At 68.5% G+C, this 24088-nt stretch carries 30 protein-coding genes and 1 tRNA gene; 27 read left to right on the forward strand and 4 right to left on the reverse strand.

Going from position 1 to position 24088, the window contains the following annotated elements; translation table 11 throughout:
- The 11 genes from VN378_RS15320 to VN378_RS15370 all read left to right on the forward strand — a co-directional run.
- On the forward strand, positions 1-116 hold a 116-nt coding region (locus tag VN378_RS15320), incomplete at its 5' end, for a hypothetical protein (protein WP_325743522.1).
- A 193-nt stretch (positions 117-309) separates the two neighbouring features.
- Positions 310-1092 (forward strand): ZIP family metal transporter, encoded by a 783-nt coding sequence (locus VN378_RS15325; protein WP_325744428.1) that lies wholly within the window; start codon positions 310-312, stop codon positions 1090-1092.
- A gap of 119 nt (positions 1093-1211) precedes the next feature.
- Entirely contained in the window at positions 1212-1337 is a 126-nt protein-coding gene (locus tag VN378_RS15330; RefSeq protein ID WP_325744429.1) for a hypothetical protein, read from the forward strand.
- 95 nt (positions 1338-1432) lie between these two features.
- The gene (locus VN378_RS15335; protein ID WP_325744430.1) at positions 1433-2767 is read left to right on the forward strand and encodes a hemolysin family protein; all 1335 of its coding nucleotides are present in this window, start codon (positions 1433-1435) and stop codon (positions 2765-2767) included.
- A 114-nt stretch (positions 2768-2881) separates the two neighbouring features.
- Positions 2882-2957, forward strand: a tRNA-Trp gene (locus VN378_RS15340).
- A gap of 64 nt (positions 2958-3021) precedes the next feature.
- Positions 3022-3312, forward strand: a complete 291-nt coding sequence (gene secE, locus VN378_RS15345) for a preprotein translocase subunit SecE (protein WP_325744431.1) — start codon at positions 3022-3024, stop codon at positions 3310-3312.
- A 12-nt stretch (positions 3313-3324) separates the two neighbouring features.
- Positions 3325-3903 (forward strand): transcription termination/antitermination protein NusG, encoded by a 579-nt coding sequence (nusG, locus tag VN378_RS15350; protein ID WP_325744432.1) that lies wholly within the window; start codon positions 3325-3327, stop codon positions 3901-3903.
- 263 nt (positions 3904-4166) lie between these two features.
- Positions 4167-4598 (forward strand): 50S ribosomal protein L11, encoded by a 432-nt coding sequence (gene rplK / locus VN378_RS15355; RefSeq protein WP_055829960.1) that lies wholly within the window; start codon positions 4167-4169, stop codon positions 4596-4598.
- 4 nt (positions 4599-4602) lie between these two features.
- On the forward strand, positions 4603-5292 hold the full coding sequence (rplA, locus tag VN378_RS15360; protein WP_325744433.1) for a 50S ribosomal protein L1: 690 nt from the start codon (positions 4603-4605) through the stop codon (positions 5290-5292).
- A 133-nt stretch (positions 5293-5425) separates the two neighbouring features.
- On the forward strand, positions 5426-5926 hold the full coding sequence (locus VN378_RS15365; RefSeq protein WP_325744434.1) for a hypothetical protein: 501 nt from the start codon (positions 5426-5428) through the stop codon (positions 5924-5926).
- Between the two features lie 102 nt (positions 5927-6028).
- Positions 6029-6463, forward strand: coding sequence for an NUDIX hydrolase (locus tag VN378_RS15370; protein ID WP_325744435.1), 435 nt, complete (start codon positions 6029-6031; stop codon positions 6461-6463).
- Here VN378_RS15370 and VN378_RS15375 read toward each other — a convergent pair.
- A complete protein-coding gene (locus tag VN378_RS15375) occupies positions 6460-6930 on the reverse strand; it encodes a DUF1203 domain-containing protein (RefSeq protein WP_325744436.1) in 471 nt (156 codons plus the stop codon). The two genes, VN378_RS15370 and VN378_RS15375, sit on opposite strands and share 4 nt — an antisense overlap.
- Positions 6931-7029: 99 nt before the next feature.
- Here VN378_RS15375 and VN378_RS15380 point away from each other — a divergent pair, with 99 nt between their 5' ends.
- The 12 genes from VN378_RS15380 to VN378_RS15435 all read left to right on the forward strand — a co-directional run bounded on the left by VN378_RS15380 (position 7030) and on the right by VN378_RS15435 (position 16507).
- Positions 7030-8832 (forward strand): M3 family oligoendopeptidase, encoded by a 1803-nt coding sequence (locus tag VN378_RS15380; RefSeq protein ID WP_325744437.1) that lies wholly within the window; start codon positions 7030-7032, stop codon positions 8830-8832.
- A 57-nt stretch (positions 8833-8889) separates the two neighbouring features.
- A complete protein-coding gene (locus tag VN378_RS15385) occupies positions 8890-10227 on the forward strand; it encodes a serine hydrolase (protein WP_325744438.1) in 1338 nt (445 codons plus the stop codon).
- Between the two features lie 88 nt (positions 10228-10315).
- Entirely contained in the window at positions 10316-10567 is a 252-nt protein-coding gene (locus VN378_RS15390) for an aa3-type cytochrome c oxidase subunit IV (protein WP_325744439.1), read from the forward strand.
- Positions 10568-10704: 137 nt separating this feature from the next.
- Positions 10705-11838 carry a Re/Si-specific NAD(P)(+) transhydrogenase subunit alpha gene (locus VN378_RS15395; RefSeq protein WP_325744440.1) on the forward strand — a complete coding sequence of 378 codons (1134 nt, stop codon included), beginning with the start codon at positions 10705-10707 and terminating at the stop codon, positions 11836-11838.
- A gap of 5 nt (positions 11839-11843) precedes the next feature.
- Positions 11844-12605 carry a hypothetical protein gene (locus VN378_RS15400; protein WP_325744441.1) on the forward strand — a complete coding sequence of 254 codons (762 nt, stop codon included), beginning with the start codon at positions 11844-11846 and terminating at the stop codon, positions 12603-12605.
- Positions 12605-12937 (forward strand): NAD(P) transhydrogenase subunit alpha, encoded by a 333-nt coding sequence (locus VN378_RS15405; RefSeq protein ID WP_325744442.1) that lies wholly within the window; start codon positions 12605-12607, stop codon positions 12935-12937. The genes VN378_RS15400 and VN378_RS15405 overlap by 1 nt, the downstream gene beginning before the upstream one ends.
- Positions 12934-13221 (forward strand): hypothetical protein, encoded by a 288-nt coding sequence (locus VN378_RS15410; RefSeq protein ID WP_325744443.1) that lies wholly within the window; start codon positions 12934-12936, stop codon positions 13219-13221. The genes VN378_RS15405 and VN378_RS15410 overlap by 4 nt, the downstream gene beginning before the upstream one ends.
- Before the next feature lies 1 nt (position 13222).
- A complete protein-coding gene (locus tag VN378_RS15415; RefSeq protein ID WP_325744444.1) occupies positions 13223-13606 on the forward strand; it encodes a hypothetical protein in 384 nt (127 codons plus the stop codon).
- Positions 13607-13628: 22 nt separating this feature from the next.
- Positions 13629-15044, forward strand: a complete 1416-nt coding sequence (locus VN378_RS15420; protein ID WP_325744445.1) for an NAD(P)(+) transhydrogenase (Re/Si-specific) subunit beta — start codon at positions 13629-13631, stop codon at positions 15042-15044.
- Between the two features lie 89 nt (positions 15045-15133).
- The gene (locus VN378_RS15425) at positions 15134-15553 is read left to right on the forward strand and encodes a cupin domain-containing protein (protein ID WP_325744446.1); all 420 of its coding nucleotides are present in this window, start codon (positions 15134-15136) and stop codon (positions 15551-15553) included.
- Entirely contained in the window at positions 15550-16077 is a 528-nt protein-coding gene (locus VN378_RS15430; RefSeq protein WP_325744447.1) for a hypothetical protein, read from the forward strand. The genes VN378_RS15425 and VN378_RS15430 overlap by 4 nt, the downstream gene beginning before the upstream one ends.
- Positions 16078-16081: 4 nt before the next feature.
- Positions 16082-16507 (forward strand): DUF1801 domain-containing protein, encoded by a 426-nt coding sequence (locus VN378_RS15435; RefSeq protein ID WP_325744448.1) that lies wholly within the window; start codon positions 16082-16084, stop codon positions 16505-16507.
- Here the strand turns inward: VN378_RS15435 and VN378_RS15440 are convergent, their stop codons facing one another.
- Complete coding sequence (locus tag VN378_RS15440; protein ID WP_325744449.1) at positions 16508-16738, reverse strand: hypothetical protein; 231 nt, start codon at positions 16736-16738, stop codon at positions 16508-16510.
- Between the two features lie 85 nt (positions 16739-16823).
- Here VN378_RS15440 and VN378_RS15445 point away from each other — a divergent pair, with 85 nt between their 5' ends.
- Both VN378_RS15445 and VN378_RS15450 read left to right on the forward strand, forming a co-directional pair.
- Positions 16824-17813: a WYL domain-containing protein gene (locus VN378_RS15445; RefSeq protein WP_325744450.1), complete on the forward strand. Its 990-nt coding sequence runs from the start codon at positions 16824-16826 to the stop codon at positions 17811-17813.
- 66 nt (positions 17814-17879) lie between these two features.
- Positions 17880-19331, forward strand: coding sequence for a hypothetical protein (locus VN378_RS15450; protein ID WP_325744451.1), 1452 nt, complete (start codon positions 17880-17882; stop codon positions 19329-19331).
- A 6-nt stretch (positions 19332-19337) separates the two neighbouring features.
- Here VN378_RS15450 and VN378_RS15455 read toward each other — a convergent pair whose 3' ends face one another.
- Positions 19338-20771 carry a helix-turn-helix domain-containing protein gene (locus VN378_RS15455; protein WP_325744452.1) on the reverse strand — a complete coding sequence of 478 codons (1434 nt, stop codon included), beginning with the start codon at positions 20769-20771 and terminating at the stop codon, positions 19338-19340.
- Between the two features lie 151 nt (positions 20772-20922).
- Here VN378_RS15455 and aceA point away from each other — a divergent pair, with 151 nt between their 5' ends.
- Positions 20923-22203 (forward strand): isocitrate lyase, encoded by a 1281-nt coding sequence (gene aceA / locus VN378_RS15460; RefSeq protein ID WP_325744453.1) that lies wholly within the window; start codon positions 20923-20925, stop codon positions 22201-22203.
- 14 nt (positions 22204-22217) lie between these two features.
- Positions 22218-22427 carry a hypothetical protein gene (locus VN378_RS15465; protein WP_325744454.1) on the forward strand — a complete coding sequence of 70 codons (210 nt, stop codon included), beginning with the start codon at positions 22218-22220 and terminating at the stop codon, positions 22425-22427.
- Between the two features lie 3 nt (positions 22428-22430).
- Here the strand turns inward: VN378_RS15465 and VN378_RS15470 are convergent, their stop codons facing one another.
- Positions 22431-24080: an ATP-binding protein gene (locus tag VN378_RS15470; RefSeq protein ID WP_325744455.1), complete on the reverse strand. Its 1650-nt coding sequence runs from the start codon at positions 24078-24080 to the stop codon at positions 22431-22433.
- Between the last annotated feature and the right edge of the window lie 8 nt (positions 24081-24088).

Here is a 24088-nt window from a genome sequence, read left to right on the forward strand (position 1 = left end):
CCGAGCTGAACGTCGAGCTGATCACCCCGATCGCCATGGAAGAGAAGCTGCGCTTCGCCATCCGCGAAGGCGGCCGCACCGTCGGCGCCGGCGTGGTGTCCAAGATCAACGAATAGTCTTCGTCGACATCGGTACGCGTAAGCGAAAGGCCTCCGGGGAAACCCGGGGGCCTTTCTGCCGTCCGGGCGCACCCTCCACGCCGTCATCCTCGATTCAGGCCCGGGGATGAAGGGGAGGGACAGAGGGTGTGAACCTCGCCCCTTCGACCGTGTTATCGCCAGGCTGACCCTTGAGGCGCAGGACGACCGAATGTTTGAAACCATGTCGCCGGTCTGGGCGGGGACGCTGGGCAGTCTGATCGCCGGTCTGATGACCGCGGTCGGGGGCGTGCCGATCCTGCTGCTGAAGCGCCCGACGCCGGCCATGGAGCATATCCTGCTGGGCTTCGCCGCCGGCGTCATGCTGGCGGCCTCCTTCTTCTCCCTGATCATTCCCGGGGTCGCCGTGCTGCAGGACGGCGGCGCCAACCGGTCCGTCGCGGCCGCCACCATGGGCGCGGCCGTCCTGATTGGCGCGGCCGTGATCGGCCTTCTGAACCGCTACGCCCCGGTCAATATGCTGGCCATCGGGCCGGCCGGGTCTCCGGCCCTGGCGCGGCGCATCTGGATGTTCGTCATCGCCATCACCCTGCACAACTTCCCCGAAGGGATGGCGGTGGGCGTCAGCTTCGGGGGCGGAGACGTGGCGCAGGGGTCCGCGACCATGATGGGCATCGGCATCCAGAACATCCCCGAGGGCCTGGCGGTGGCCACGGCCGTGTCCGCCCTCGGCTACGGGCGCTGGGCCGCCTTCGCCGCGGCCCTGGCGTCCGGACTGGTGGAGCCCGTGGGCGGCCTGCTGGGTGCGACGGCCGTGGCGGCCGCCCCCGGATTACTGCCATGGGGCCTGGGTCTTGCGGCCGGCGCCATGATCTATGTGGTCACGGCCGAGATCATTCCGGAAACGCGCGAGAAAGCCCTCGGCGAGGGGTCGATGATCGGGCTGATGATCGGTCTGGTCGGCATGATGTTCCTGGATATCGCCCTGGGCTGAATCGCCCGCCTTCGGGGGGAGCGATTTACCGTATTCCTCGCCCCTGACGCGTGACGCCTTGCGCGGAACCGCCTCAGGGTCCCTACGTTCGCATCTCGGATGTTAGGGATTCAGTAACCATGCGGCGCGCGATCCGGACCGGACTGTTCATCGGCATCTTCCTGGGCATGTCGGCCTGCGCCGCCACGCCGGACGACGGGTCGCGGGGCTCGTACGGCTCGGTCGAGATCGGGCGCACGGACTGAGGCCTCAAGGAAACCGTGGCGGCGGGGGACAATTCCCCCTATCATTGCTTCTGCGGACGCCGACGGTCGCGCCGCGCCGGTTCCGCTCCCCCTAGATGTTAGCCATCGCCATCGTCGTCGTTCTGCTCCTCGTGGTGCTCAACGGCCTGTTCGCCATGACCGAGCTGGCGGTCGTTTCCTCGCGCAGATCCAAGCTGCAGAGCCGCGCCGAACGGGGCGACAAGGGGGCCCGCGCCGCATTGAAGCTGGCCGAGGACCCGACCCATTTCCTGTCCGCGGTCCAGGTCGGAATCACCCTGATCGGCATCGCCGCCGGCGCCTACGGCCAAGCGGCGATCGCGGGCGAACTGAACCATATTCTCGAGGCCGCCTTCCCGGGGCTGGCGGCCTATACCGAAATCTTCTCGACCGTGCTGGTCATCATCTTCATCACCTATGTGTCGGTGATCGTCGGCGAACTGGTGCCCAAGCGGCTGGCGCTGATCTTCCCCGAGAGCATCGCCTCCAAGATGGCGGCGCCGATCTCGACCGTGGCCGTGGTGCTGAAGCCGTTCGTGGTGGTCCTGACGGCGTCGACCTCGGCCATCCTCAAGGTCATGGGCGTCAAGGACCGGGACGGCTCGGACGTGACCCAGGAAGAGGTCGAGACCATGATCGCCGAGGGCACGGCCTCGGGCCTGATCGAGCCGGAAGAGCAGGAGATGATCGAGGAGATCCTGCGTCTCGGCGACCGTCCCATCCGCGTGGCCATGACGCCGCGCCACGAGGTGTTCTGGGTCGCCCTGGACGACACCGAGGAGCAGCTGCGCCAGGAAGTCCGGACCTGCCCCTATTCGCGTATCGTGGTGGCGCGCGAGAACGACGTCGATAATCCGCTGGGCGTGGTCCACAAGAAGGACCTGCTGGACAGCCTGCTGGACAATGGCGAGTTCAATATCGAGAAACACGTCCAGACGCCGGCCTTCATCCCCCAGTCGACCTCGGTGCTGAAGGCGCTGGAGATCATGAAGGCCTCGCGGGTCCACATGGCCTTCCTGGTCGACGAATTCGGGGCCTTCGAGGGCGTGGTGACGGCGACCGACCTGCTGGAGATGATCGCCGGCGACTTCGACGAGGGCCACGACGACGCCGAGGTCAGCGTGCGCCAGCGCGAGGACGGCAGTTGGCTGGTCGACGGCCAGACCGACATCGACGAACTGGCCGACGCCCTGGGCGAGGATTTCGGCGAGGCCGACGGCTTCCACACCATCGCGGGCCTGGTGCTGCACCAGCTGTCGCGTGTGCCGCACGAGGGCGAAATCCTGCAACTGGGCCGGTTCGAGGTCGAGATCATCGACATGGACGACCGCCGCATCGACAAGCTGTTGTTCAGACAGGTGATCAACGCCCAGGACGAGGCCCGGGCGGTGGCGGCGCAGTACGAGGACTGAACCGCATCCGCCCTTGAAAACCCCGGCGCGGTCGGGCATACGCCGCGGTCTGGCGAAGCCGAACGCGCCCGGGGGTTCCGCCCTCTGGCGCGTTGTAGTTTTCGCCGGGACCACAGGAGTGTAGCTCAGCTGGTAGAGCATCGGTCTCCAAAACCGAGGGTCGTGGGTTCGAGTCCCTCCACTCCTGCCACTTTCCACTGACGAGGCGGGTCCCCATCTGCACCGTCAGACTGCGTTGAAAACGAGAACCGAGCATGGCCAAGGCCAAGAGCCCTTCGGGGCGCCGCACCCAGACCGTCCAGCCCGCCATCGCCGGCGCGGCCGTGGCGACTGACGCCGTCGCGCCGAAGAAGCGGACATCGATCCCGCAGTTCGCCAGCCAGGTCCGCGCCGAAGGGCGCAAGATCGTCTGGCCCAGCCGCAAGGAAACCTGGATCACCTCGGTGATGGTGTTCATCATGGTGACGATCGCGGCCATCTTCTTCTTCGTCGTCGATACCGGCCTGGCCTTCCTGTCGCGCATCGTGCTTGCGCTCGGCCAGTAAGAAAGACCCCTCATGACCGACGCAACGCCCGCAAAGCCCGCCGCCAATCCCCGGCACAAGTGGTACATCGTCCACGCCTATTCGAACTTCGAGAAGAAGGTCGCCCAGCACCTGACGGACCAGGCGCGCCAGCAGGGGCTCGAGGACTGTTTCTCGGAAATCCTGGTGCCGACCGAGGACGTCGTCGAGATCCGCCGCGGCCGCAAGGTGAACTCGGAGCGCAAATTCTTCCCCGGCTATGTGCTGGTGAAGATGGAGATGACCGACGACGCCTATCACCTGGTCAAGAACACGCCGAAGGTCACCGGCTTCCTGGGCGCCGCGGGCGGCACCAAGCCCCTGCCGGTGTCTGAAAAAGAGGTCCAGAACATCATCGGCCAGGTGGAGGAGGGCGTCGAACGTCCCAAGCCCACCATCCGCTTCGACATCGGCGAGACCGTCAAGGTCATCGACGGGCCCTTCGCCAGCTTCGACGGCCAGGTCGAGAGCGTCGACGAGGACGCGGCGCGCCTGCGGGTGGCGGTGTCGATCTTCGGCCGTCCGACCCCGGTCGATCTGGAATACAATCAGGTCGAGAAGAGCGCCTCCTAGGCCGGTTTTCGACCGATACAATTCGGGGTCGATATCCGCGACAAAGCCCGCGGGACATCCTCGATACCCGTGACATGGAACACATTCCGGCGACGGCGGCCTTCAAGGGCCGCCGTTTGCTTTTGAGGCCCGCGTTTGCTACACGCGCGCCTCGCTCTCAGGAGCGGTGCGGGTTCGCCCGCATAAATCCGTGGGAGGCAGCCATGCCACGACCACGGCTCACCGGTCGCGATTGAGTTCGCGGCCCTCGTAAGGAGAGACCAATGGCCAAGAAGATTCTCGGCTACATCAAATTGCAGGTGCCGGCCGGCAACGCCACGCCTTCGCCCCCGATCGGGCCCGCCCTGGGTCAGCGCGGCGTCAACATCATGGGCTTCGTCAAGGAGTTCAACGCGCGCACCGAGAAGGAAGTGAAGGGCACCCCCCTGCCGACGGTGATCACCGTCTACCAGGACAAGAGCTTCACCTTCGTCACCAAGACCCCGCCCGCGACCCACTACATCAAGCAGGCCGCCGGGATCACCTCTGGCTCGAAGATGACGGGCCGCGAAGTGGCCGGCAAGATCAAGCGCAGCCAGCTGCGCGAGATCGCCGAAAAGAAGATGAAGGATCTGAACGCGAACGACCTGGACGCCGCGACCAAGATCATCGAAGGCTCGGCTCGCGCCATGGGCCTCAACGTCGTGGAGGGCTAAGCACATGGCCAAGCAAACCAAGCGCTTCAAGGCCCGCACCGGCGACACCGTCGCTCCGATGGGCTTCGCCGAGGCGATCGCCGCGGTCAAATCCAACGCCACCGCCAAGTTCGACGAATCGATCGAGATCGCCGTCAACCTGGGTGTCGATCCCCGTCACGCCGACCAGCAGGTCCGCGGCGTCGTGAACCTGCCCTCGGGCACGGGTCGTGACGTCCGGGTGGCCGTGTTCGCGAAAGACGCCAAGGCCGCTGAAGCCCTGGCGGCCGGCGCCGACGTCGTGGGCGCCGAGGATCTGTACGAGAAGATCAACGGCGGCTTCATGGACTTCGACCGCGTCATCGCGTCCCCGGACATGATGGCCCTGGTCGGCCGTCTGGGTAAGGTGCTGGGCCCGCGCGGCCTGATGCCCAACCCCAAGGTCGGCACCGTGACCCCGAACGTCGCGCAAGCGGTCAAGGACGCCAAGGGCGGCGCGGTCGAGTTCCGCGTCGAGAAGGCCGGCATCGCCCACGGCGGCATCGGCAAGGCCTCCTTCACCCAGGAAGCCCTCGAAGCCAACGTGAAGGCCTATGTGGACGCCCTGCAACGCGCCCGCCCGGCCGGCGCCAAGGGCACCTACGTCAAGCGCATCACCCTGTCCTCGACCATGGGGCCGGGCTTCAAGATCGATCCGGCGTCGCTGAACGTCTGATCGGCCTTTGAACGGCAGCGGAAAGGGCGGCGACCGCAGGGTCTGCCGCCCTTTTTTCTGTCCGGCTGTGATCCGGCGCGCTTGCGCATCCGCCGGAAGCAACCGACGGTGGGGCCCTCATGAGGGGGATTCCATGCGTGTCTTGATGCTGCTGGCGTTCGGGCTTTGCCTGACCGCGGCTGGACCTGCGGCGGCCCAGGACGATGAGGCGGCGCGGCGCCTGGTTCTGGCCGAGCAGTACCTCGAGCTGACCCAGGGGGCGAGCCTGAGGAAGACGCTCGAGGGCTATTTCGAGGAGGCGTTCGCCAAGTCCGAGGCTCCGGCCGAACAACGCGACTGGCTGACCGAGAACATGTCGGCGGCGTTCGACGCCGCGATGCAGGCGACCTTCGCCGATCTGACGGACGATGTGGCGGAGATTTTCACCGTCCAGGAACTGGAGGCCCTGGTCGCCTTTTTCGATACGCCTATGGGCCATTCGATCACCGGGAAGAGTTTCGAACTGGGTGTCCGGCTGCAGGCCGCAATGGCGCCCCACCTGATCGCGGCCTTCACCCAGCTGGGCGAGAAATACTGCGCGCGGTTCGAATGCCCTGCCGCCGAGGGAGGGCAGACGGGAAAACCGGCTGACTGAACCGTCCGCTCACTGACGGGTTGACGTAATCGCCCTGAAGCGGGACTGACCGCTCACGGTTCTGCGGGGAGATTCGCCGATGCTGGAAGCCTTCCTGACCTCATGACCGGCGACGTCATCCGCACCCGGACGGCCGAGCGGCGCCAGGTCGCGGCCCTGCCGTGGCGCAGGGGCGAGGCCGGGATCGAGATCCTGCTGGTGACATCGCGTGAGACCCGGCGCTGGGTGGCGCCCAAGGGCGGGCGGATGCCCGGCAAGACCGACGCCGAGGCGGCCGCCCAGGAGGCGCTGGAGGAGGCCGGCGTCGAGGGCCGGGTCGCACACGATCCGCTGGGGACGTTCCGCTATCTGAAGGTCCTGAAGCGCAGGGCACCCCGATGGTGCGTGGTTTCGGTCTACGCCCTTGAAGTACGGATCGAACACGACGACTGGCACGAACGCGGCCAGCGCGAGCGGATATGGGTCGGCCGCGACGAGGCCGTCCGGCGGGTGGACGAACCGGATCTGAAAGCCCTGATCGCCGCCTTTGAAGGCTAGGCCCGCGCCGCGGCGGCCATGAAACAGCCGCGCCGGGCGGTGTGGAGATGGATGCTGGCGACGGCGTCGTCGGCGAACCATGCATCCAGCCGCTCGGCCAGATCGCGGCCCTCGACCACGTCCGCGTCGGTCATCATCCAGCCGGCGTCATAGACGCGCACGGACAGCAGGCGGCGGGACAACATCTCGGGCACGACGCCGGGGGCGAGGTCCGCCTCGACGGCCGCCTCGCGCACGAAGACGGGGCCCCCGGAGCGGTAGGGGCTGGAAGCCTCGTCGAGATGGCGATGGTTCAGCAGGATCAGTCGCTCGCCGGGTTCGGCGTCGGCCAGGCTGACGCGGCAGGGGGCGCTGTGAGGCGCGTCGGCGGTCATTCGGCGCGCGCCGATCGCCAGCAGCGACTCGTCGTCGAGATCGAACAGCGGCTGGAACGGCGCCAGGGGCAGGGGCTGGATGCGAAAGCTCATTCGGGTTCTCCTTCGCCGCCGGTATGGCGACCGGCCGATTGTACGTCTGGCGGTTTTCGGACGTTGCGCGGCGCGCGCTCCATCCCCACAACGGAGGGCATGAACGCTCCCTTCAAGACCCCCGCCGATCCGCTGGACGCCCCGCTGTGGGACCTGTCCGACCTTTATGTCTCACGCGAGGACGCCCGCATCGACGCCGATCTGGAGCGGGCGAAGGGACTCGTGGCCGAGCTGAACGCCTTGCAGGGGCGACTGGTCGAGGCGCGGACCGACGCCGCCGTTCTGGGTCAAAGGCTGGACCGGGCCGTGACCCTGTACGAACAGGCGTCCGACGTGCTGGGCGGGCTGGGCGCCTACGCCTTCCTCGCCGCCTCGACCAACCGCAACGACGCCGGCGCCCAGGGTTTCGAGGCCACGGTGCGCGAGAAGATGACGGCCATCGCCACGCCGACGGTCTGGGTCACCCTGGAGGTCAACCAGCTGGAGGAGGCCGAGATCGAGGCCGCCCTGACGGCGCATCCCGCCGGGGCGCGCTGGCGGCCGTGGCTGCGGCGGGTGCGGGCGATGAAGCCGCACGAGCTTTCGCATGAGCTGGAGACCTTCCTGGCCGAGCGGGGACCGATCAGCGCCCAGTGGCCGCGCCTGTTCGACGAGACCCTGGCGGCGATGAAGGTCAGGGCGGGCAAGGACGAACTGACCCTGGCCGAGGCCCTGAACCAGCTGTCGGACCCGAAGGCGGCGCGGCGCAAGGCGGCGGCCGAGGGGCTGAACGAGGCGCTGGGCCAGCGGACCGCCACCATGGCGCTGGTGATGAATACGGTGGCGGCCGACAAGGCGCTGGAAGACCGCTGGCGGGGCTTCAAACGGCCGGCGGACGGACGGCATCTGTCCAATGAGGTGGACGGCGAGGCGGTCGACGCCATGGCCGAGGCTGTCGCCGCCGCCTATCCGCGCCTGTCGCACCGCTATTACGCCCTCAAGGCCCGGGCCATGGGCAAGGCGACGCTGGACCAGTGGGACCGCAATGCGCCGATCGAGACCACGGCGCCGCGCGGCTACGACTGGGCCGCGGGCAAACAGCTGGTGCTGGAAAGTTTCGCGGACCTTGGCTCCGAGTTCGCGGACCGGGCCGGCGGCTTCTTCGACAGGCCGTGGATCGACGGCAAGGCGCGGCCGGGCAAACAGTCCGGCGCCTATGCGCATCCGGTGACCTCGGACCGGCACCCGTACGTCTTTCTGAATTGGATGGGCGAGCGGCGGGACGTGCTGACGCTGGCGCACGAACTGGGGCACGGGGTGCACCAGACGCTGGCGGCGGGGCAGGGCAGTCTGCTGGCCGACACGCCTTTGACCCTGGCCGAGACCGCGTCGATCTTCGCGGAGGGGCTGACGTTCGACCGGCTGCTGAAGACGGCGCCGAAGGCCGAGCAGCGCGGCCTGCTGGCGGGGCGGATCGAGGACGGTCTGAACACCGTGGTGCGCCAGATCGCCTTCCACCGTTTCGAGACGCGGTTCCACGACGAGCGGGTGGCGGGCGAGGTCCCGGTCGAGCGGATCGGCGAGATCTGGCTGGAAGAGATGGGAGCGTCGCTGGGTCCGGCGGTGACGCTCAACGCCGGATATGTGCACTGGTGGAGCTATGTCAGCCACTTCGTGCATTCGCCCTTCTATGTCTACGCCTACGCCTTCGGCGATCTTCTGGTGGCGGCGCTGATGGAGACGCGGGCGAAGGACCCGGCGGGGTTCACGCCGCTGTACCGCGAGCTGCTCGCGGGCGGGGGATCGCGGGGCTATGTCGAGGCGCTGGCGCCGTTCGGCCTGAACCCGCGCGATCCGGCCTTCTGGACCATCGGCACGAAGCGGCTCGAAGGCCTGATCGACCGGTTCGAGGCGCTGGTCTGACCATGGGCCGGCGAACTGGCCGTTGACGGGGACGGCGGGGCGGGCGAGCGTCGGGTCATGCGCACCCTGATCCTCGCCGCGGCCCTGATCGCCGCCTCGCCCTTCGCCGCCTTCGCCCAGACCCCGGCGGCGCCGTCCGCCAGCGTTCGGGCGATGGCCGCCGGCTACAAGGCCCTGACCGTCTGCAGCGCCCTGAAGAACGCCGAGGCGGCGGGCGCCACGCGGACGCTGGAGAGCGTCGAGGCCAATGAGCTCACGGGCGTCTATCCCGAGCTGGACCCGCTGGTGCGCGACATGCCCGTCGAGGTGACCGCGGGCGGGACTTCGGTCATCTGGGACGAGGCCATGCCGCCTCGTCGAGCCCTGTGGTCGCCGGGCCGGGGCTGCGCCATCATGCCGGTAGGGTGGACGGGCGAAGACGCCGCCGCCTCTCCCGCGCCGGTTCGGCCCGATCCGGGGTTCGCATCGGGCGCGCCGTCCGATCCCGCCGCCCTGGAGGCCGTTCTGACGCGCGCGCGAGCGGGCGGCTATGGCCCGGGCAGCAACACCACCGGGATCGTCATCCTGCAGGATGACCGGCTGGTGGCCGAAACCTATGCGCCCGGTTTCGGGCCGGACACGCCGCAGCGAACCTGGTCGGTGGCCAAGTCGCTGGCGGGCACGGTGATCGGCGCGGCGGTGCAGCGCGGCGAGGCCGATGTGAACGCCCCCGCCGCGATCGCCGACTGGAGCCGTCCGGGCGATCCGCGCGCCGCCATCACCCTGGACCAGCTGATGCGTATGGCCTCGGGCCTGACGAGCGACACGGCGGGCAATCGCACGGACGCCCTGTATTTCGGCGGCGTCGGGGTGGACGAGCAGGCCACGACCTGGCCGCTGCTGACGGCGCCGGGAAGCCGCTTCCGATATGCCAACAACGACATACTGCTGGCCGTTCTCGCCGTCGCGCCGACGTTCGCGGATCATCCGCCGGCCGAACTGTTCCAGCGGCTGGGCATGTACGACACCTGGGCCGAGACCGACTGGCGGGGCAATTACATGCTCTCAAGTCAGGTCTGGTCGACGGCCCGCGATCTGGCCCGGTTCGGGCGGCTGTATCTGAACGACGGCGTCATCGACGGCGAGCGCATCCTGCCCGAGGGCTGGCGCGACCACGTCTCGCGCCCGTCGGGTCCGCAGCCCAATGGCGAACAGGGGTATGGCGCGACCTTCTGGCTGTTCAACAAGTCGGACGGGATTCCGGGCGACGCCATCTCGGCCAACGGCAACCGCGGCCAGTATGTGATCATCGTCCCCAGCCGCAACATCGTCATCGTGCGGCGCGGCGAGGACCCGGCCGGAAAGCCGTTCGAGTTCATCCCCTTCACCCGCGACGTGCTGGCGGCGCTCGACTGAGCGGCGCGAATTGTCGCCCGCCGCTTGAGCGGACCGCTGGCCCCGCTATAAGGGCGCCAACCGACGTTCCAGATTCCCGGACACTGACATGGCCGACCCGCACCACGCCGATTCCCACGACGCCTATGTTCGCGGCTCCCAGGAGATCGGCGAACAGACCCAGACCTTCCACGCCTTCATCGGCATGGCGAAATGGGGCTCGCTGTGGATCGCGGCGCTGCTGATGTTCCTGACCCTGTGGTTCCAGCCGGGCGGCAGCTTCTTCGGCGGCGTGATCACGGCGGTGGCGATGCTGGTCATCGGCTACTTCGCCCTGAAGTCCGGCAAGAAAGCGCACTGAGTTTGGGGCGCTGACGCGCGCGACGTGGTCGCGCGCTGCCTGAGCGCGGATTCCCGCATTGTCGAGCGCCGGGGCGCTTTGACGCAGCCTGTTCGATCAGCCTAACGTCGTCCGTCGAGAGAGACGGAGGGATTCGCTTGGCTGTCGCCATCGCCGTGACCCGCGAACGCCGAGACGGCGAGACGCGCTGCGCCGTGACTCCGGACACGGTGAAGAAGCTGATCGCCATGGGCGCGACCGTGACGGTCGAGGCCGGGACGGGCGCCGGCTCTTCCATCCCCGACGATGACTACGCCGCCGCCGGCGCGACCGTGGCCAAGGACACCAAGGCGGTGCTGTCGGGGGCCGATATCGTGCTGAAGGTGCGCGGGCCGACGGCGCAGGAGACCAGCGCGCTGAAGCCCGGCGCCGTCGTCGTGGCCCTGCTGGACGCGTATCGCGACAAGGAGACGGTGACGGCCCTGGCCCAGGCCAATGCGACGGCCTTCGCCATGGAGTTCGTGCCGCGGATCTCGCGGGCCCAGGTGATGGACGCCCTGTCGTCCCAGGCCAATCTGGCCGGATACCGCGCGGTGATCGAGGCGGCGTACGCCTATGGCAAGGGCTTTCCGATGATGATGACGGCGGCGGGCACGGTGGCGCCGGCCAAGGTCTTCGTCATGGGCGTGGGGGTCGCGGGGCTGCAGGCCATCGCCACGGCGCGGCGGCTGGGCGCGGTGGTCACGGCCACGGACGTGCGGCCGGCGACCAAGGAGCAGGTGGAGTCTCTCGGAGCGAAATTCCTCGCCGTCGAGGACGAGGAGTTCAAAAACGCCCAGACCGCCGGCGGCTACGCCAAGCCGATGTCGCCCGAGTATCAGGCCAAACAGGCCGTGCTGACGGGCGAGCACATCAGGAAGCAGGACATCGTCATCACCACGGCCCTGATTCCGGGCCGCGCGGCGCCGGTGCTGGTCACGGCGGCACAGGTGGCGACGATGAAGCCGGGCTCGGTGCTGATCGACCTGGCGGTCGAGGCCGGCGGCAATGTCGAGGGGGCGAAGGCCGGCGAGGTGGTGACCACCGCGAACGGGGTGCAGATCGTCGGCCACACGAACCTGCCGGGCCGGATCGCGGCGGACGCTTCGGCCCTCTACGCCAAGAATCTGGTCGCCTTCGTCGGGCTGATGATCAGGGACGGGGCGCTGGCGCTGGACCTGGAGGACGAGATCCTCAAGGCGGCGGCGGTGACGCACGGCGGGGCCCTGGTGCACGAGGGGGTGGGAGGGTGACGAGGGTGCTGGCGATCCTGGCCTTTGCCGGAGGCCTGTGGGCCGTGGCGGGGCCGACCCTGGCCCAGGATCGGGTGATCAACCCGTTCGTGGACGCCTATGGCGCTGATCTGGATGTCGATGAGATCGATCTACGCGTCGGCGACAATCTGCTGCCGGGACACCAGGACCGCGCGGCCCGGACCTATATCGAGCGGGCGATGCCGGCGGAGCAACGGGACCTGTTCCGGGCCCGTCATCCCGACCTGCCCGAGGCGCAGGCCGCGGAGCGGATGGCCGAGTTCCTGGCCGTCGCCAACCTGCAGGATCGGTTCGAGGACAACCAGACAGCCGGACGAAAGGTTCGGCTGGTGGTGCGCGTCGATGAGGCCCGGGCTGACAGCATGCTGCGAATGGCCATGGCTCCGCGTTTTCCGCGCACGGCCATGGCGGTGTCCATCCAGGACCTGGCGACCGGACGCACGCTCGTGACAGGCCGGATCGAAGACGTGGCGAGCTACGCGGCGGATAACGCCGAGGCGCGAGACCGCCTGGGGCTGGTCTATAGCCGGCTGGGCACGGACACGGACTTCCAGATTCTGGCCGGGATGACGAATGCGCTTGCCGCGAGCCTCGAGACTCTCCTGCGGGCGGAGTCGACGGCTGTGGGCTCCAGATCCATCGCGCGGGCCGTGATCTCGCCCACCGTAAGCGTGCCCATACGTATCAGCAGGGCCATGTACGAGCTCAACGTCGCCCCGCCCGAGACCGCCCAAGGAGAGGACTGATGGAACACGTCGATCCCACCGTCTTCCGCCTGGCCATCTTCGTCCTGGCGATCTTCGTCGGCTATTACGTCGTCTGGAGCGTGACGCCGGCCCTGCACACGCCGCTGATGGCCGTGACCAACGCCATCTCCTCGGTGATCGTGGTCGGCGGCCTGATCGCCGCGGCCGCCGCCAGCGCCGACGGCGGCTGGATCGCCAAGGGCGCCGGCGTCGCGGCCGTGACCCTGGCCAGCGTCAACATCTTCGGCGGCTTCATGGTCACCCGCCGCATGCTGGCCATGTACAGGAAGAAGGAACGGCCCGCGAAGCCCGTGGAGGCGACCGGGTCTTGACGCTCGACCCTCATCAGTTCGCGGTCGGCGCGTCCTGGGTCGCCACGGCGATCGGGGCGGGGCTGTGGCTGTGGAGCTGGCTGCAAGAGAAGGACGCCATCCGCAAGCTGCGCTTCCTCGACTGCGGCGTGGTCCTGCTGTTCGCCTCGGTGCTGTTGCGCATCGTCGCCCAGGACAAGCCGATGAGCGTCTGGGACTGGGCCATGGTGTTCGTGGCCCCCCTGTTCATCACCGCCGCCCTGTGGCGGCTGGCGCGGACGGCCTGTCCGCCGGGAGGGCGCTGAGATGCGTATATGGCGGATCGGAGTGGTCGCGTTGCTGGTCGCCGGCGCCTCGGCGGCTGACGCGCAGACCCGTCTCGGCGCCGACATCGAAAGTGGCCTGCCGTGGCACGTCGCGGCGCTGCAGGGGGCCAGCTGGTCGCTGGAGTGCCGGTTCCGGCCGGTCGTGTACGAGGCCTCCGCCTATAACAGGGAGGCCTGGGCCAACCGGATCGCCCAGACCGGACGCGGGTCCGGGGGCGGCCGGCTGCCGTCCGACAACGGCAGCTGCACGGTGACCAAGACCGGCGGACGCGGCGCCGTCGCCATCGCCATGATCAAGAACGGCGAGTCGCAGGTCGCGGTCACGACTGACCCGGCCAAACCCGCGGCCGTAGGATTTTTCTGATGCTGACATCTGGGGACACGGCATGAACGCATCCTTCGCGGCCCTGGCCTATCTGGTCTCCGGCGTCCTGTTCATCCTCAGCCTGCGCGGCCTGTCCAGCCCGGAGACGAGCCGTCAGGGCAACACCTTCGGCATGATCGGCATGGCGCTGGCGGTCGGAGTGACGCTGCTGACGCTGTGGAGCACTGAGACGCTGGACCCAGTGACCCTGGGCCTGATCGCGGGCGGGGTCATCGTCGGCGGCGGGGCGGGCGCGCTGATCGCCGGCAAGGTGCAGATGACCCAGATGCCCCAGCTGGTGGCGGCCTTCCACAGCCTGGTCGGCATGGCGGCCTGTCTGGTCGCGGTCGGCGCGGTCTATGCGCCCGAAAGCTTCGGCATCGCGGACGGGGCGGGCGGGATCAAGATCCAGTCGATCATCGAACTGGCGCTGGGCGTGGCCATCGGCGCCATCACCTTCACCGGCTCGGTCATCGCCTTCGCCAAGCTGGACGGACGCATGTCGGGCGCGCCGATCCTGCTGCCCATGCGGCATCTGATCAACATCGGCCTGGCGCTGGGGCTGATGCTGCTGATCGGCATCATGATCGGCACGGGCGGGACGGCGACCTGGGCCTTCTGGGGGGTGTTCCTGCTGGCCCTGATCCTCGGCGCCACCCTGATCATCCCCATCGGCGGGGCCGACATGCCGGTGGTGGTGTCGATGCTCAACTCCTATTCGGGCTGGGCCGCGGCGGCGCTGGGCTTCACGCTCGAGAACATCGCCCTGATCATCACCGGGGCGCTGGTGGGCAGCTCGGGCGCGATCCTGAGCTACATCATGTGCAAGGCGATGAACCGCAGCTTCATCTCGGTGATCCTGGGCGGTTTCGGCGGCGATACGGCGACGGGCGCGGCCGGGGCGGTCGAGACCCGGCCGGTCAAACAGGGCAGCGCCGACGACGCGGCCTTCATCATGAAGAACGCCTCGAAGGTCATCATCGTGCCCGGCTACGGCATGGCCGTGGCCCAGGCCCAGCACGCCCTGCGCGAGATGGCCGACAAGCTGAAGGCGGAGGGGGTCGAGGTGAAATACGCCATCCACCCCGTCGCCGGCCGCATGCCCGGCCATATGAACGTCCTGCTGGCCGAGGCCAATGTGCCCTATGACGAGGTGTTCGAACTGGAGGACATCAACAGCGAGTTCTCAAGCTGCGACGTGGCCTTCGTCATCGGCGCCAACGACGTCACAAATCCGGCCGCCAAGACCGATCCGCAGAGCCCGATCTACGGCATGCCGGTGCTGGACGTGGAGAAGGCGGGGACGGTGCTGTTCATCAAGCGCGGCATGGCGGCGGGCTATGCGGGCGTCGAGAACGAGCTGTTCTTCCGCGACAACACCATGATGCTGTTCGCCGACGCCAAGAAGATGGTCGAGGGGATCGTGAAGGCGCTTTGAGCGTCGGCGAAAAGCCTGTGTCCGCTTCGTCCAGGACGACCACCAGATCGGGGCCGGGCCGCGCGGAGGGAAGTTCTGAGGACATGCCGATGACCGCCGCCGAGATCATCCGCCTGCTGGATCTGACGCCGCATCCCGAAGGCGGCCACTATCGCGAGACCTTCCGCGATCCGCGTCCGGTGGACGGACGGGCGGCCTCGACGGCCATCTACTTCCTCCTGTCGGCCGGCGAGCGCTCGCACTGGCATCGCGTGGACGCGGTCGAGGTCTGGCATTTCCACGCCGGGGCTCCGCTGGCCCTGGGCATCGAGGAGCAGGGCGTGCTGAGACTCGGGCCCGATCTGGCGGCAGGGGAGCGGCCGCAGGGCGTGGTTCCCGCAGGGAAATGGCAGGCGGCCGAGAGCCTCGGCGACTGGACCCTGATCGGGTGCACCGTGGCGCCCGGGTTCGACTTCGCCGGCTTTGAGCTGGCTCCCGAGGGCTGGACGCCCGACGGATGGACCGCATGACCACCGACCCCGCCGCCCTCGGCTTTCTCAAGCCGGAGAAATACGCCTCCGTCGAGCGGGAGCGGCGGTGGCTGTGCGCGGCGCTGCCAGACTTGCCGGTGCTGCGGGCCGAGGTCATCGAGGATCTCTATGTCGACGGCTCGCGCCTGCGCCTGCGGCGGGCGACGCCGGTCGGGGGCGGGGAGCCGATCCTGCGGCTGTCGAAGAAGGCCGACCAGGCGCCGGACCGGCGGCTGATCACGACGATCTACCTGACCAGGGCCGAGTTCGCCCTCTTCGCGGGGCTGCCGGGCCGCCCGATGCGCAAGACCCGCCACTATTACGAGGCCGATGACGTCACCTTGTCGGTCGACCGGTTCGAGGGGCCGCTGGAAGGGCTGTTCCTGGCCGAGGCGGAGTTCGCCGACGACGCCGCCATGGCGGCCTTTCCGCATCCCATCTTCGCGCGGCGTGAGGTCACCGACGATCCGCGCTATACCGGGGGCGAACTGGTCAGGGCGGGGATCCCCGAGGACAGGGAGTGAGAGGATGGCGTACGAACAGAAGACCAGGCCGACGCCGACTTCCGCGGCCGAGTTCATCGCCGCCGTGGCGGATCCGAAGCGGCGCGCCGACGCCGAGGCGGCCAGCGCCCTGTTGACCGAGGCCACCGGCGAGCCGCCGGTGATGTGGGGAACGTCGATCGTCGGCTTCGGGGCGTACCACTACCGCTACGCCAGCGGGCATGAGGGCGACGCGCCGCTGGTCGGCTTCTCGCCGCGAAAGGGCAATCTGGTCTTCTACCTGTCCGGCTGCGACGAGGAGCGCGCCGACCTGCTGGCCCGGCTGGGCAAGCACAAGGCCGGCAAGGGCTGCGTCTACGTCAACCGGCTGTCGGACGTGGACGCCGGGGTGTTGAAGCAGATGGCGGCGGCCTCCGCCGCCTCCCTGCGCGAGCGCTATCCCGAAGGCTGATCAGGCCGCGATCCGGAAGTCCTGGGCCGGGGCGAAGGCCGGGCGGGCCTCGTCCCACAGGGCGTCCTCGTCGGCGTAACGGGCGCTGGCGCCGGCGTCGATGACGTCGATCACCTGCTCTTCCAGACGGTCCCAGATAACGGCCAGATCGCCGCAACCCTCGGCGTCGCAGGGAACGATCAGATAGCGGGAGGCGGCGACGGAAGTGTGGGGGGCGAAGGCGCGGGCCATGGGATGTCTCCGGGTCAGGGGTCTCTGTTGAAACGACCATGAAGCAGCGTTGCGTCAGATTTGGACGTATGCCACCCTGCGCTTCATGAGATTGGACAGAACGGCCCTTGTGATCGAGCTGGCCCGCCGCATGGCCGCCAGCGCCGAGGGCCTGACTCTGGACGAGATGGCGCGTGAGTCCGGCGTAGCCCGGCGCACGGCCGAGCGGATGCGCGACATCGTGCTGGACCTGTTCCCCCAGGCCGAGGAGGTGTCCGACCCGCCGACCAAGCGCTGGCGCATCCGCGGCGGCCTGTCGGCCTTCGAACAGGCGCCGACCACCGAGGAGCTGGTCGAACTCAGCAAGGCGGCCCAGGGGCTGCGCGCGACCGGCGAACCCGGGCGGGCGGCGGCGCTGGAGGGGCTGGAGCGGAAACTGAAGTCGGCCATGCGGTCGACGACACTGAATCGGCTGGCCCCCGATCTGGAGGCGCTGGTGCGGGCCGAGACCATTGCGGTCCAGGCCGGGCCGCGTCCCTCGGCGGACGAGGCGGTGCTGACCGAGATCCGCCAGGCGATACTGGCCGGCCAGCCGCTGGGCTTCATCTACAGCCGGCCGGGCGCGGAGGCGCGGCGGCGCAGCGTGGCCCCCTGCGGGGTGATGTTCGGGCGGGCCAACTATCTGGTCGCCGCGGACCGCGAGAGCGGCCGCATCCAGACCTTCCGACTCGACCGGATGAGCGCGGTCAAGGCAGAGGCGGGCGCGGCGTCGCCGCCCGCCGATTTCGACCTGCAGGTCTTCGCCAGTCAGTCGTTCGGCATCTATCAGGACGAGATCGAGGATGTCGTGCTGCGGGTCACCCCCGAAGGCGCCGCCGAGGCCCGGGCCTGGCGTTGGCACCCGACGCAGACCCTGGAGGATCAGGCCGACGGCGGCGTGGTCGTCCGGTTCCGCGCCTCGGGTATGCGCGAACTGGCCTGGCACCTGTTCAGCTGGGGCGACCAGGTCGCGATCGTCGCGCCGCCGCGGCTGAAGGCGGTGATGCAGGGCGAGCTGGAGGCGGCTCAACGCGCCCTCGAACGAACCCAAGCCTGAACAGGATTTAAGACGACGTCCGGCTAAAGGCCAAGCTAGCCTGACCGCTGCAAGGCGGAGACGGAAATGCGCGGACGGGTTCTGGCTTCGTGCCTGATGATTGCGATGGCGATGTCGGCGGGAGCCTCGGCCGTCGCCGCTATGGAACCGGAGGTTTCGGCCGCGCAGGCGGAAGCGGGGGAGGGACCGCCCGCCGTCGAGGTCGCCGTGACCCGTGACGGCGAGGTCTGGACGGCGTATTATGTGTTCGCAAAGGACGCCCCGGTCTGGGGCTTCATCCGGTCGTCCTTTATCAACGGCACGCGGGACGCCTGGCGACCCGGCGACTGGTCGGTCGTCACGCCGGGCGTGGTGCTGGAGCGGGTCGGCGATCTGGATGTGTTTCGGGCCATCGACGGCGGCGACGTGCCGCGTCGGGTCAGCCTGCGTCTGACTCCTCGGGACCACAATCTGGAGGCCGACTATGGGGTCCTGATCTTCACCGACGGGTCGACGGCCATGTTCACAGGGGCCTTTGACGTCTTCCCGCTGCCCTCGCTGGAGGCCGCGCGGGCGGCGCCGGAAGACCTGAACGGCTTCGTCGTGGACAAGAGCAACGCCCGCATCACCTGGCGCGACGCCGGCGGCCCGGTGCTGCTGCACGGCAAGCGGCTGGGCGAGGCGGTGACGGAAGACGGCGCGACCTATGTGCTGTTCGGCGAGGCCCAGATGAAGGAGGGCGAACGGCTGGTCACGGTCGTCGACCCCGAGCTGCCGGCCTGGGTCGCCGCCACGATCGAGGATTTCGGTCCGCGGGTCGCCGAATACTACACCGGGCGGATGGGTCCCGGTCAGAGCGACCGGCCCACCGTCGTGGCCAGCTGGAAGGGACCAACGCCCGGCCTGCAGAGCATGGGCGGCAGCGTGCTGCCCGGGCTGATCGTGATGAATTTCGAGGGCATCGGCCAGGTTAGTCGCTCGCCCGACAGCGAGGCCGCCACCCGCTGGTTCATCGGCCATGAGAGCGCGCATTTCTGGCTGGGCCAGACAGTGCGTTACGAGCGTTCGCGGGATTCCTGGATCACCGAGGGCGGGGCCGATCTGATGGCCATACGGGCTCTGAAGGCGCTTTATCCGGACTATGACGCCCGCACTGAACTGCAACGCGAGGTCGACGACTGCGTGCGTCTGGCGGTCAAGCCTGTCCGCGAGGCGGTCTCCCGTGGCGAATACCGCGCCTTCTACGCCTGCGGCTCGGTGTTCGCCCTGACGGCGGAGGGAGCACAGCGGCGGGCCGCGGGCGGCGACTGGTTCGACTTCCTGCAGCCGCTGATCGACGCCAGCCGCGAGGACGGGGTGCTGACGCGCGAGGAATGGCTGGCGGAACTGACCCGGGTGTCGGGCGACGCCTCGCTGAGGGCCGACATCGAAACCCTGCTGGACGATGGATCAGCCGATCCGGCCGCCCTCATCGCCGGCCTGTTCGACCGGACGGGCGTGGGTTACCGGCGTCAGGACGGCAAGGTGGCGCTGAACTGACCGGTCTCAGTCCCGGGACCCCGCGAAGGGATAGGGACTGACCGACTTGGCCCAGTCGTCGACCGCCAGCGGGCGGTCGACCGGCGGCGCGGCGCGCTCGGCGCAAGGGTGGCGGTGGCACAGACGGCAGGCCGGTCCGATAGGCGTGACCTCGGGCGCCGCCAGGTCGATTCCGCGGGCGTAGACCAGGCGGTGGGCGTGCTTCAGCTCGCAGCCCAGGCCGATGGCGAGGTCGTGGCCTTCGGTGAAGGCGTCATGGCCCTGGCGGTCGACGGTGCGGGCGAGGGTGAACCAGCGGCCGCCGTCCGGCGTCTCGATGATCTGGGTGATGATCTTGCCGGGGGTGCGGAAGGCGCTGTGCAGCCGCCAGCGCGGGCAGGCGCCGCCGAACCGCGAGAAGGGGAAGGCGCCCGAGGCGAACCGCTTGGAGATGTTGCCGGCCTGATCGACCCGCATCAGGAAGAAGGGCACGCCGCGCGCAGTGGGCCGCGACAGGGTGGTCAAGCGGTGGGCGGCCTGTTCGAATCCCACCCCGAACCGGGCCTGAAGCCGCGCCATGTCATAGCCGGTCTCTTCCGCCGTGTGCTGGAAGGCGCCGTAGGGCATCAGGACGGCGGCGGCGAGGGTGTTGGCCAGCGAGACCTTGAGCAGGCGGCGGGTCGGCTCGTCCGGCGGCGCGGCGGCGTCGGCGAGAGCCGTCAGCTTGGCGTCGTACTCGGTCAGGGTCAGCTGATAGGCGACCGCAAAGGCCCGCGAGGAGGCGCCGAGGGTCTCGGACAGCAACAGCCGTTTGCGGTGCGGATCATAGCGGCGGGTCCATTCGACCATAACCTCGGCGGGCAGGGTGCGAACCGTCAGACCGTGGCGCGACTGCAGCCGGGCGCGGGCGCGGATTTCGAAGGTTTCGCCGGGCGTGTCGGCATTCATGGTTTCCGACAGGGCCTCGCCGAGCGCGTCCAGCTCGGGGAAGTGGTTGCGTCGCGTCTGGACGAATTCCCGCACCCAGTCGGCGGGGCTGTCGCCGTCCTGACCGCCCAGGGCGTCTGTCTCGGCCCGGTCGCGGCTGCGGCGGTCGGCGAAGGCGCGGTACAGGCGCAGCAGGGCGTCGGCGGCGGCGGGCTGGTCCTCCGCCAGCTGGACGATCTCGTGACGCGGCACGGCCAGCCCCTGGAAGATCGGATCGGCGAAGGCCTCGGTCAGTTCGGCCTCGGACGCCGGCCCGCCGGATTGACCGAGGGTGCGCAGGTCGACGTCATAGGTGTCGGCGAGGCGCAGCAGCAGCTGGGCCGAAACCGGGCGCTGATTGCGTTCGATATGGTTCAGATAGCTGGGCGAGACGCCGAGGTCGGCGGCCATGGCGGTCTGGGTCAGGGCGAGGTCGCGCCGCAGCCGTTTGAGGCGGCCGCCGAGGAAGAGTTTGCGATCCGGAACAGCGTCCATGGTCGCATTAGGTCACAAAATGACTTAACAGCAAGTGTCATATTATGACTGAATGACAGGAATTGCGGGTGCTTTCGTGTGTCATTCGTGACTGCCGCGTGTTCTGCTTGCGGATACCCGCCGTAACGGCACGATCCGGACAGAGACCGCCATGACGACCTTCGCCGACCTGGTTCCCTCGCCCTACGGCCGCTTCGATGGCATCGAGCGTCCTTACACGCCCGAGGACGTGCTGCGGCTGCGTGGTTCGTTTCCGGTGACCCACACCCTGGCCACGCGCGGCGCCAACCGTCTGTGGGAACTGCTGCACGACGAGCCTTTCGTGAACGCCCTGGGCGCCGTGACGGGCAATCAGGCCATGCAGATGGTCCGGGCGGGGCTCAAGGCCATCTATCTGTCGGGCTGGCAGGTGGCGGCGGACGCCAATACGGCGGGAGCCATGTACCCGGACCAGTCCCTGTACCCCGCCAACGCCGCGCCTGAACTGTGCCGCCGGATCAACCGCACCCTGCAGCGCGCCGACCAGATCGAGCACGCCGAGGGCGGCGCGAAGCGCGACTGGTTCGCCCCCATCGTCGCCGACGCCGAGGCCGGCTTCGGGGGACCGTTGAACAGCTTCGAGATCATGAAGGCCTTCATCGAGGCGGGCGCGGCCGGCGTCCACTTCGAGGACCAGCTGGCCTCGGAGAAGAAGTGCGGCCACCTCGGCGGCAAGGTGCTGATCCCGACCCAGGCGCATGAGCGCAACCTGATCGCCGCCCGCCTGGCCGCCGACGTCATGGGCACGCCGACCCTGACGGTGGCCCGCACCGACGCCGAGTCGGCGCAGCTGATCACCTCGGACGTGGATGAGCGCGACCGCCCCTTCATCGACCGCGACAATCGCACGCCCGAAGGCTTCTTCCGTCTGAAGCCCGGCACGGGGCTGGACCACTGCATCGCGCGCGGCCTGTCCTATGCGAAATACGCCGACGTCCTGTGGTGGGAGACCTCGCACCCCGATCTGGACGACGCCCGCCGGTTCGCGGAAGCGGTTCACCGCGAACATCCCGGCAAGCTGATGGCCTACAATTGCTCGCCGTCGTTCAACTGGAAGGCCAAACTCGACGACGCCACCATCGCCAAATTCCAGCGCGAGCTGGGGGCCATGGGGTACAAATTCCAGTTCGTGACCCTGGCCGGCTTCCACGCCCTCAACAACTCGATGTTCGAGCTGGCGGACGGCTACCGCGACCGCGGCATGGCCGCCTATTCCGAGCTGCAACAGCGGGAGTTCGCCAACGAGGCCGCCGGCTACACCGCCACCCGCCACCAGCGCGAGGTCGGGACCGGCTATTTCGACCAGGTCGCCACCGTCATCTCCAACGGCCAGTCCTCGACGACGGCGCTGAAGGATTCCACCGAGACCGCCCAGTTCGTGGCGGCCGAATAGGCAGGAGACGCCCCATGCAACCTCTCGACAACCCCACCGCCATCATCGATTTCTGTCTCGCTCCGCTGAACCTGACCGACGGGACGGAGGCTGAGCGCGAGGTGCGGCGACGGCTGGAGCATGTAATCAAGACGTTCCGCGCCAAGGCGGCCCAGCCCGTCAGCGTCGACTTCTCGTCCATGCCTTCGCAGGTCATCAACGAAGCCGCTCACGGCTACGAGTAGGGATCAGGCGGCCATAGCCTCGGCCGCCGCACGTGGCAGCGCGACGACAAGCTCCAGAAGTTCGGCCGCGTCGAAAGGCTTGGCCAGATGCCGGTCCGCGCCGGCCGCTTCGGCCGAGGAGATATGTTCGGCCAGGGCGTTGGCGGTCAGCATGACGATCGGGGTGCGCGGCAAGCCCATGGCGGCTTCATGCAGCCGGATTTCGCGGGTCGCCGTCAGGCCGTCCATCACCGGCATTTGCATGTCCATCAGGATCAGGTCGTAGTCAGCGTCGCGGCAGGCCTGAAGCGCCCGGGCGCCATCCTCGACCGACGTGATCTCGACCGGGGCCTGGGCCAGAATCAATTCGACCACCTTGCGGTTCACCGGGTGATCATCGGCCAGCAGGACCCGGATCAGGGGTTGATCGCCGTCAGCCGCTCCGACCGGCGACAGGCTTGCGGGTGCGGGGGTCTCCACGGCGCGGAAGGGGATGGTGAGGATGAAGGCTGAGCCGCCGCCGGGTTCGCTTTCGCAATCGAGGTCGCCGCCCATCATCTCGGCCAGCTGGCGCGAAATGGCGAGACCCAGGCCCGAGCCTCCAAATTTGCGGGTGATGGCGCCGTCGGCCTGTTCAAAGCGGCTGAACAGGCGTTCGCGGGTTTCGCAGTCAAAGCCGATGCCGGTATCCTCGACCGAGAACCGCAGGGTCGGGACGCCATCCCGGTCCGGACCGGGCGCGGCTGTCAGGCTGACGAAACCCGTGCTGGTGAATTTCACGGCGTTGGAAACCAGGTTGGTCAGAATCTGCTTGAGCCGTACGACGTCGCCGGCGATCCAGAGGTCGGCGTCGGGCGCGATCTCGACGAAGAACTGCAGGCCCTTCTCGCTGGCGGCGCTTTCGTAGAGATGCGCCGCCTCGCGGACCGCGCGGCCCAGATCGAAGATTTCCTCGGCCAGCTCCAGCCGACCGGATTCCACGCGGGCGAGGTCGAGAATGTCGCTGAGCAGGACCTGAAGGGTGCGGCCGGACGACTGGATCAATTCCAGCATCTCCCGCTGATCGGCCGAAAGTTCGGTTCGGGACATCGCCTGGGCCAGGCCGATGACGCCGTTCAGCGGCGTGCGGATCTCATGGCTCATATTGGCCAGGAACTGGCTCTTGGCGCTGCTGGCCGCCTGGGCGGCGTCGCGGGCCTCGGCCAGGGCGACGGCGTCGTTCTTCAGGTCGGTGATGTCGGTGCAGACCGTGACGGTGCCGCCCGCGGACGTGAGGCGGTCAGACACGCGCAGCCAGCGATCCCCGGCGATCCGTTGCTCGATGGTGGTCGACAGCGCCCGGCGCGACTTCAGCCGTTCGGCGATCCATTCATCCTCGCGGCCGACCGCGTCGGCATAGAGGCCCTCGGTCAGCCCGATCCTGATGATCTCAAGGAAGGTCATCCCGACCTTGAGGTTGGACGACAGTTCCGGGTTCACCTCGGCGTAGCGGTGGTTCCACAGGGCGAGCCGGTCGTCGGCGTCATAGAAGGCCAGGCCGTCGGGCATGGCGTCGATGGCTTCACGGATCTGGGCCAAGGCGTCGGAACGCGACCGCAAGCCGGTCCAGGCCAGTACGGCCAACGCGCCGACGATCCCGGCGACCAGGGCGGCGAGAACGGCGGTCACGACCATGCCGGACT

Origin of the sequence: Brevundimonas sp., assembly GCF_035561115.1 — a bacterium.
GTDB lineage: Bacteria > Pseudomonadota > Alphaproteobacteria > Caulobacterales > Caulobacteraceae > Brevundimonas.

What these genes read in the sequence shown, in the direction of transcription:
- rplK (WP_055829960.1), top strand. Translation starts at nt 4,167, where the DNA reads ATGGCCAAGAAGATTCTCGGCTACATCAAATTGCAGGTGCCGGCCGGC.
- VN378_RS15440 (WP_325744449.1), bottom strand. Translation starts at nt 16,738, where the DNA reads ATGGCCCGCGCCTTCGCCCCCCACACTTCCGTCGCCGCCTCCCGCTAT.
- VN378_RS15375 (WP_325744436.1), bottom strand. Translation starts at nt 6,930, where the DNA reads ATGAGCTTTCGCATCCAGCCCCTGCCCCTGGCGCCGTTCCAGCCGCTG.
- VN378_RS15390 (WP_325744439.1), top strand. Translation starts at nt 10,316, where the DNA reads ATGGCCGACCCGCACCACGCCGATTCCCACGACGCCTATGTTCGCGGC.
- VN378_RS15385 (WP_325744438.1), top strand. Translation starts at nt 8,890, where the DNA reads ATGCGCACCCTGATCCTCGCCGCGGCCCTGATCGCCGCCTCGCCCTTC.
- VN378_RS15325 (WP_325744428.1), top strand. Translation starts at nt 310, where the DNA reads ATGTTTGAAACCATGTCGCCGGTCTGGGCGGGGACGCTGGGCAGTCTG.
- VN378_RS15420 (WP_325744445.1), top strand. Translation starts at nt 13,629, where the DNA reads ATGAACGCATCCTTCGCGGCCCTGGCCTATCTGGTCTCCGGCGTCCTG.
- VN378_RS15430 (WP_325744447.1), top strand. Translation starts at nt 15,550, where the DNA reads ATGACCACCGACCCCGCCGCCCTCGGCTTTCTCAAGCCGGAGAAATAC.
- rplA (WP_325744433.1), top strand. Translation starts at nt 4,603, where the DNA reads ATGGCCAAGCAAACCAAGCGCTTCAAGGCCCGCACCGGCGACACCGTC.
- VN378_RS15450 (WP_325744451.1), top strand. Translation starts at nt 17,880, where the DNA reads ATGCGCGGACGGGTTCTGGCTTCGTGCCTGATGATTGCGATGGCGATG.
- VN378_RS15405 (WP_325744442.1), top strand. Translation starts at nt 12,605, where the DNA reads ATGGAACACGTCGATCCCACCGTCTTCCGCCTGGCCATCTTCGTCCTG.
- VN378_RS15425 (WP_325744446.1), top strand. Translation starts at nt 15,134, where the DNA reads ATGACCGCCGCCGAGATCATCCGCCTGCTGGATCTGACGCCGCATCCC.
- VN378_RS15435 (WP_325744448.1), top strand. Translation starts at nt 16,082, where the DNA reads ATGGCGTACGAACAGAAGACCAGGCCGACGCCGACTTCCGCGGCCGAG.
- VN378_RS15380 (WP_325744437.1), top strand. Translation starts at nt 7,030, where the DNA reads ATGAACGCTCCCTTCAAGACCCCCGCCGATCCGCTGGACGCCCCGCTG.
- VN378_RS15445 (WP_325744450.1), top strand. Translation starts at nt 16,824, where the DNA reads ATGAGATTGGACAGAACGGCCCTTGTGATCGAGCTGGCCCGCCGCATG.
- VN378_RS15365 (WP_325744434.1), top strand. Translation starts at nt 5,426, where the DNA reads ATGCGTGTCTTGATGCTGCTGGCGTTCGGGCTTTGCCTGACCGCGGCT.
- nusG (WP_325744432.1), top strand. Translation starts at nt 3,325, where the DNA reads ATGACCGACGCAACGCCCGCAAAGCCCGCCGCCAATCCCCGGCACAAG.
- VN378_RS15415 (WP_325744444.1), top strand. Translation starts at nt 13,223, where the DNA reads ATGCGTATATGGCGGATCGGAGTGGTCGCGTTGCTGGTCGCCGGCGCC.
- secE (WP_325744431.1), top strand. Translation starts at nt 3,022, where the DNA reads ATGGCCAAGGCCAAGAGCCCTTCGGGGCGCCGCACCCAGACCGTCCAG.
- VN378_RS15370 (WP_325744435.1), top strand. Translation starts at nt 6,029, where the DNA reads ATGACCGGCGACGTCATCCGCACCCGGACGGCCGAGCGGCGCCAGGTC.
- VN378_RS15335 (WP_325744430.1), top strand. Translation starts at nt 1,433, where the DNA reads ATGTTAGCCATCGCCATCGTCGTCGTTCTGCTCCTCGTGGTGCTCAAC.
- VN378_RS15465 (WP_325744454.1), top strand. Translation starts at nt 22,218, where the DNA reads ATGCAACCTCTCGACAACCCCACCGCCATCATCGATTTCTGTCTCGCT.
- VN378_RS15455 (WP_325744452.1), bottom strand. Translation starts at nt 20,771, where the DNA reads ATGGACGCTGTTCCGGATCGCAAACTCTTCCTCGGCGGCCGCCTCAAA.
- aceA (WP_325744453.1), top strand. Translation starts at nt 20,923, where the DNA reads ATGACGACCTTCGCCGACCTGGTTCCCTCGCCCTACGGCCGCTTCGAT.
- VN378_RS15330 (WP_325744429.1), top strand. Translation starts at nt 1,212, where the DNA reads ATGCGGCGCGCGATCCGGACCGGACTGTTCATCGGCATCTTCCTGGGC.
- VN378_RS15470 (WP_325744455.1), bottom strand. Translation starts at nt 24,080, where the DNA reads ATGGTCGTGACCGCCGTTCTCGCCGCCCTGGTCGCCGGGATCGTCGGC.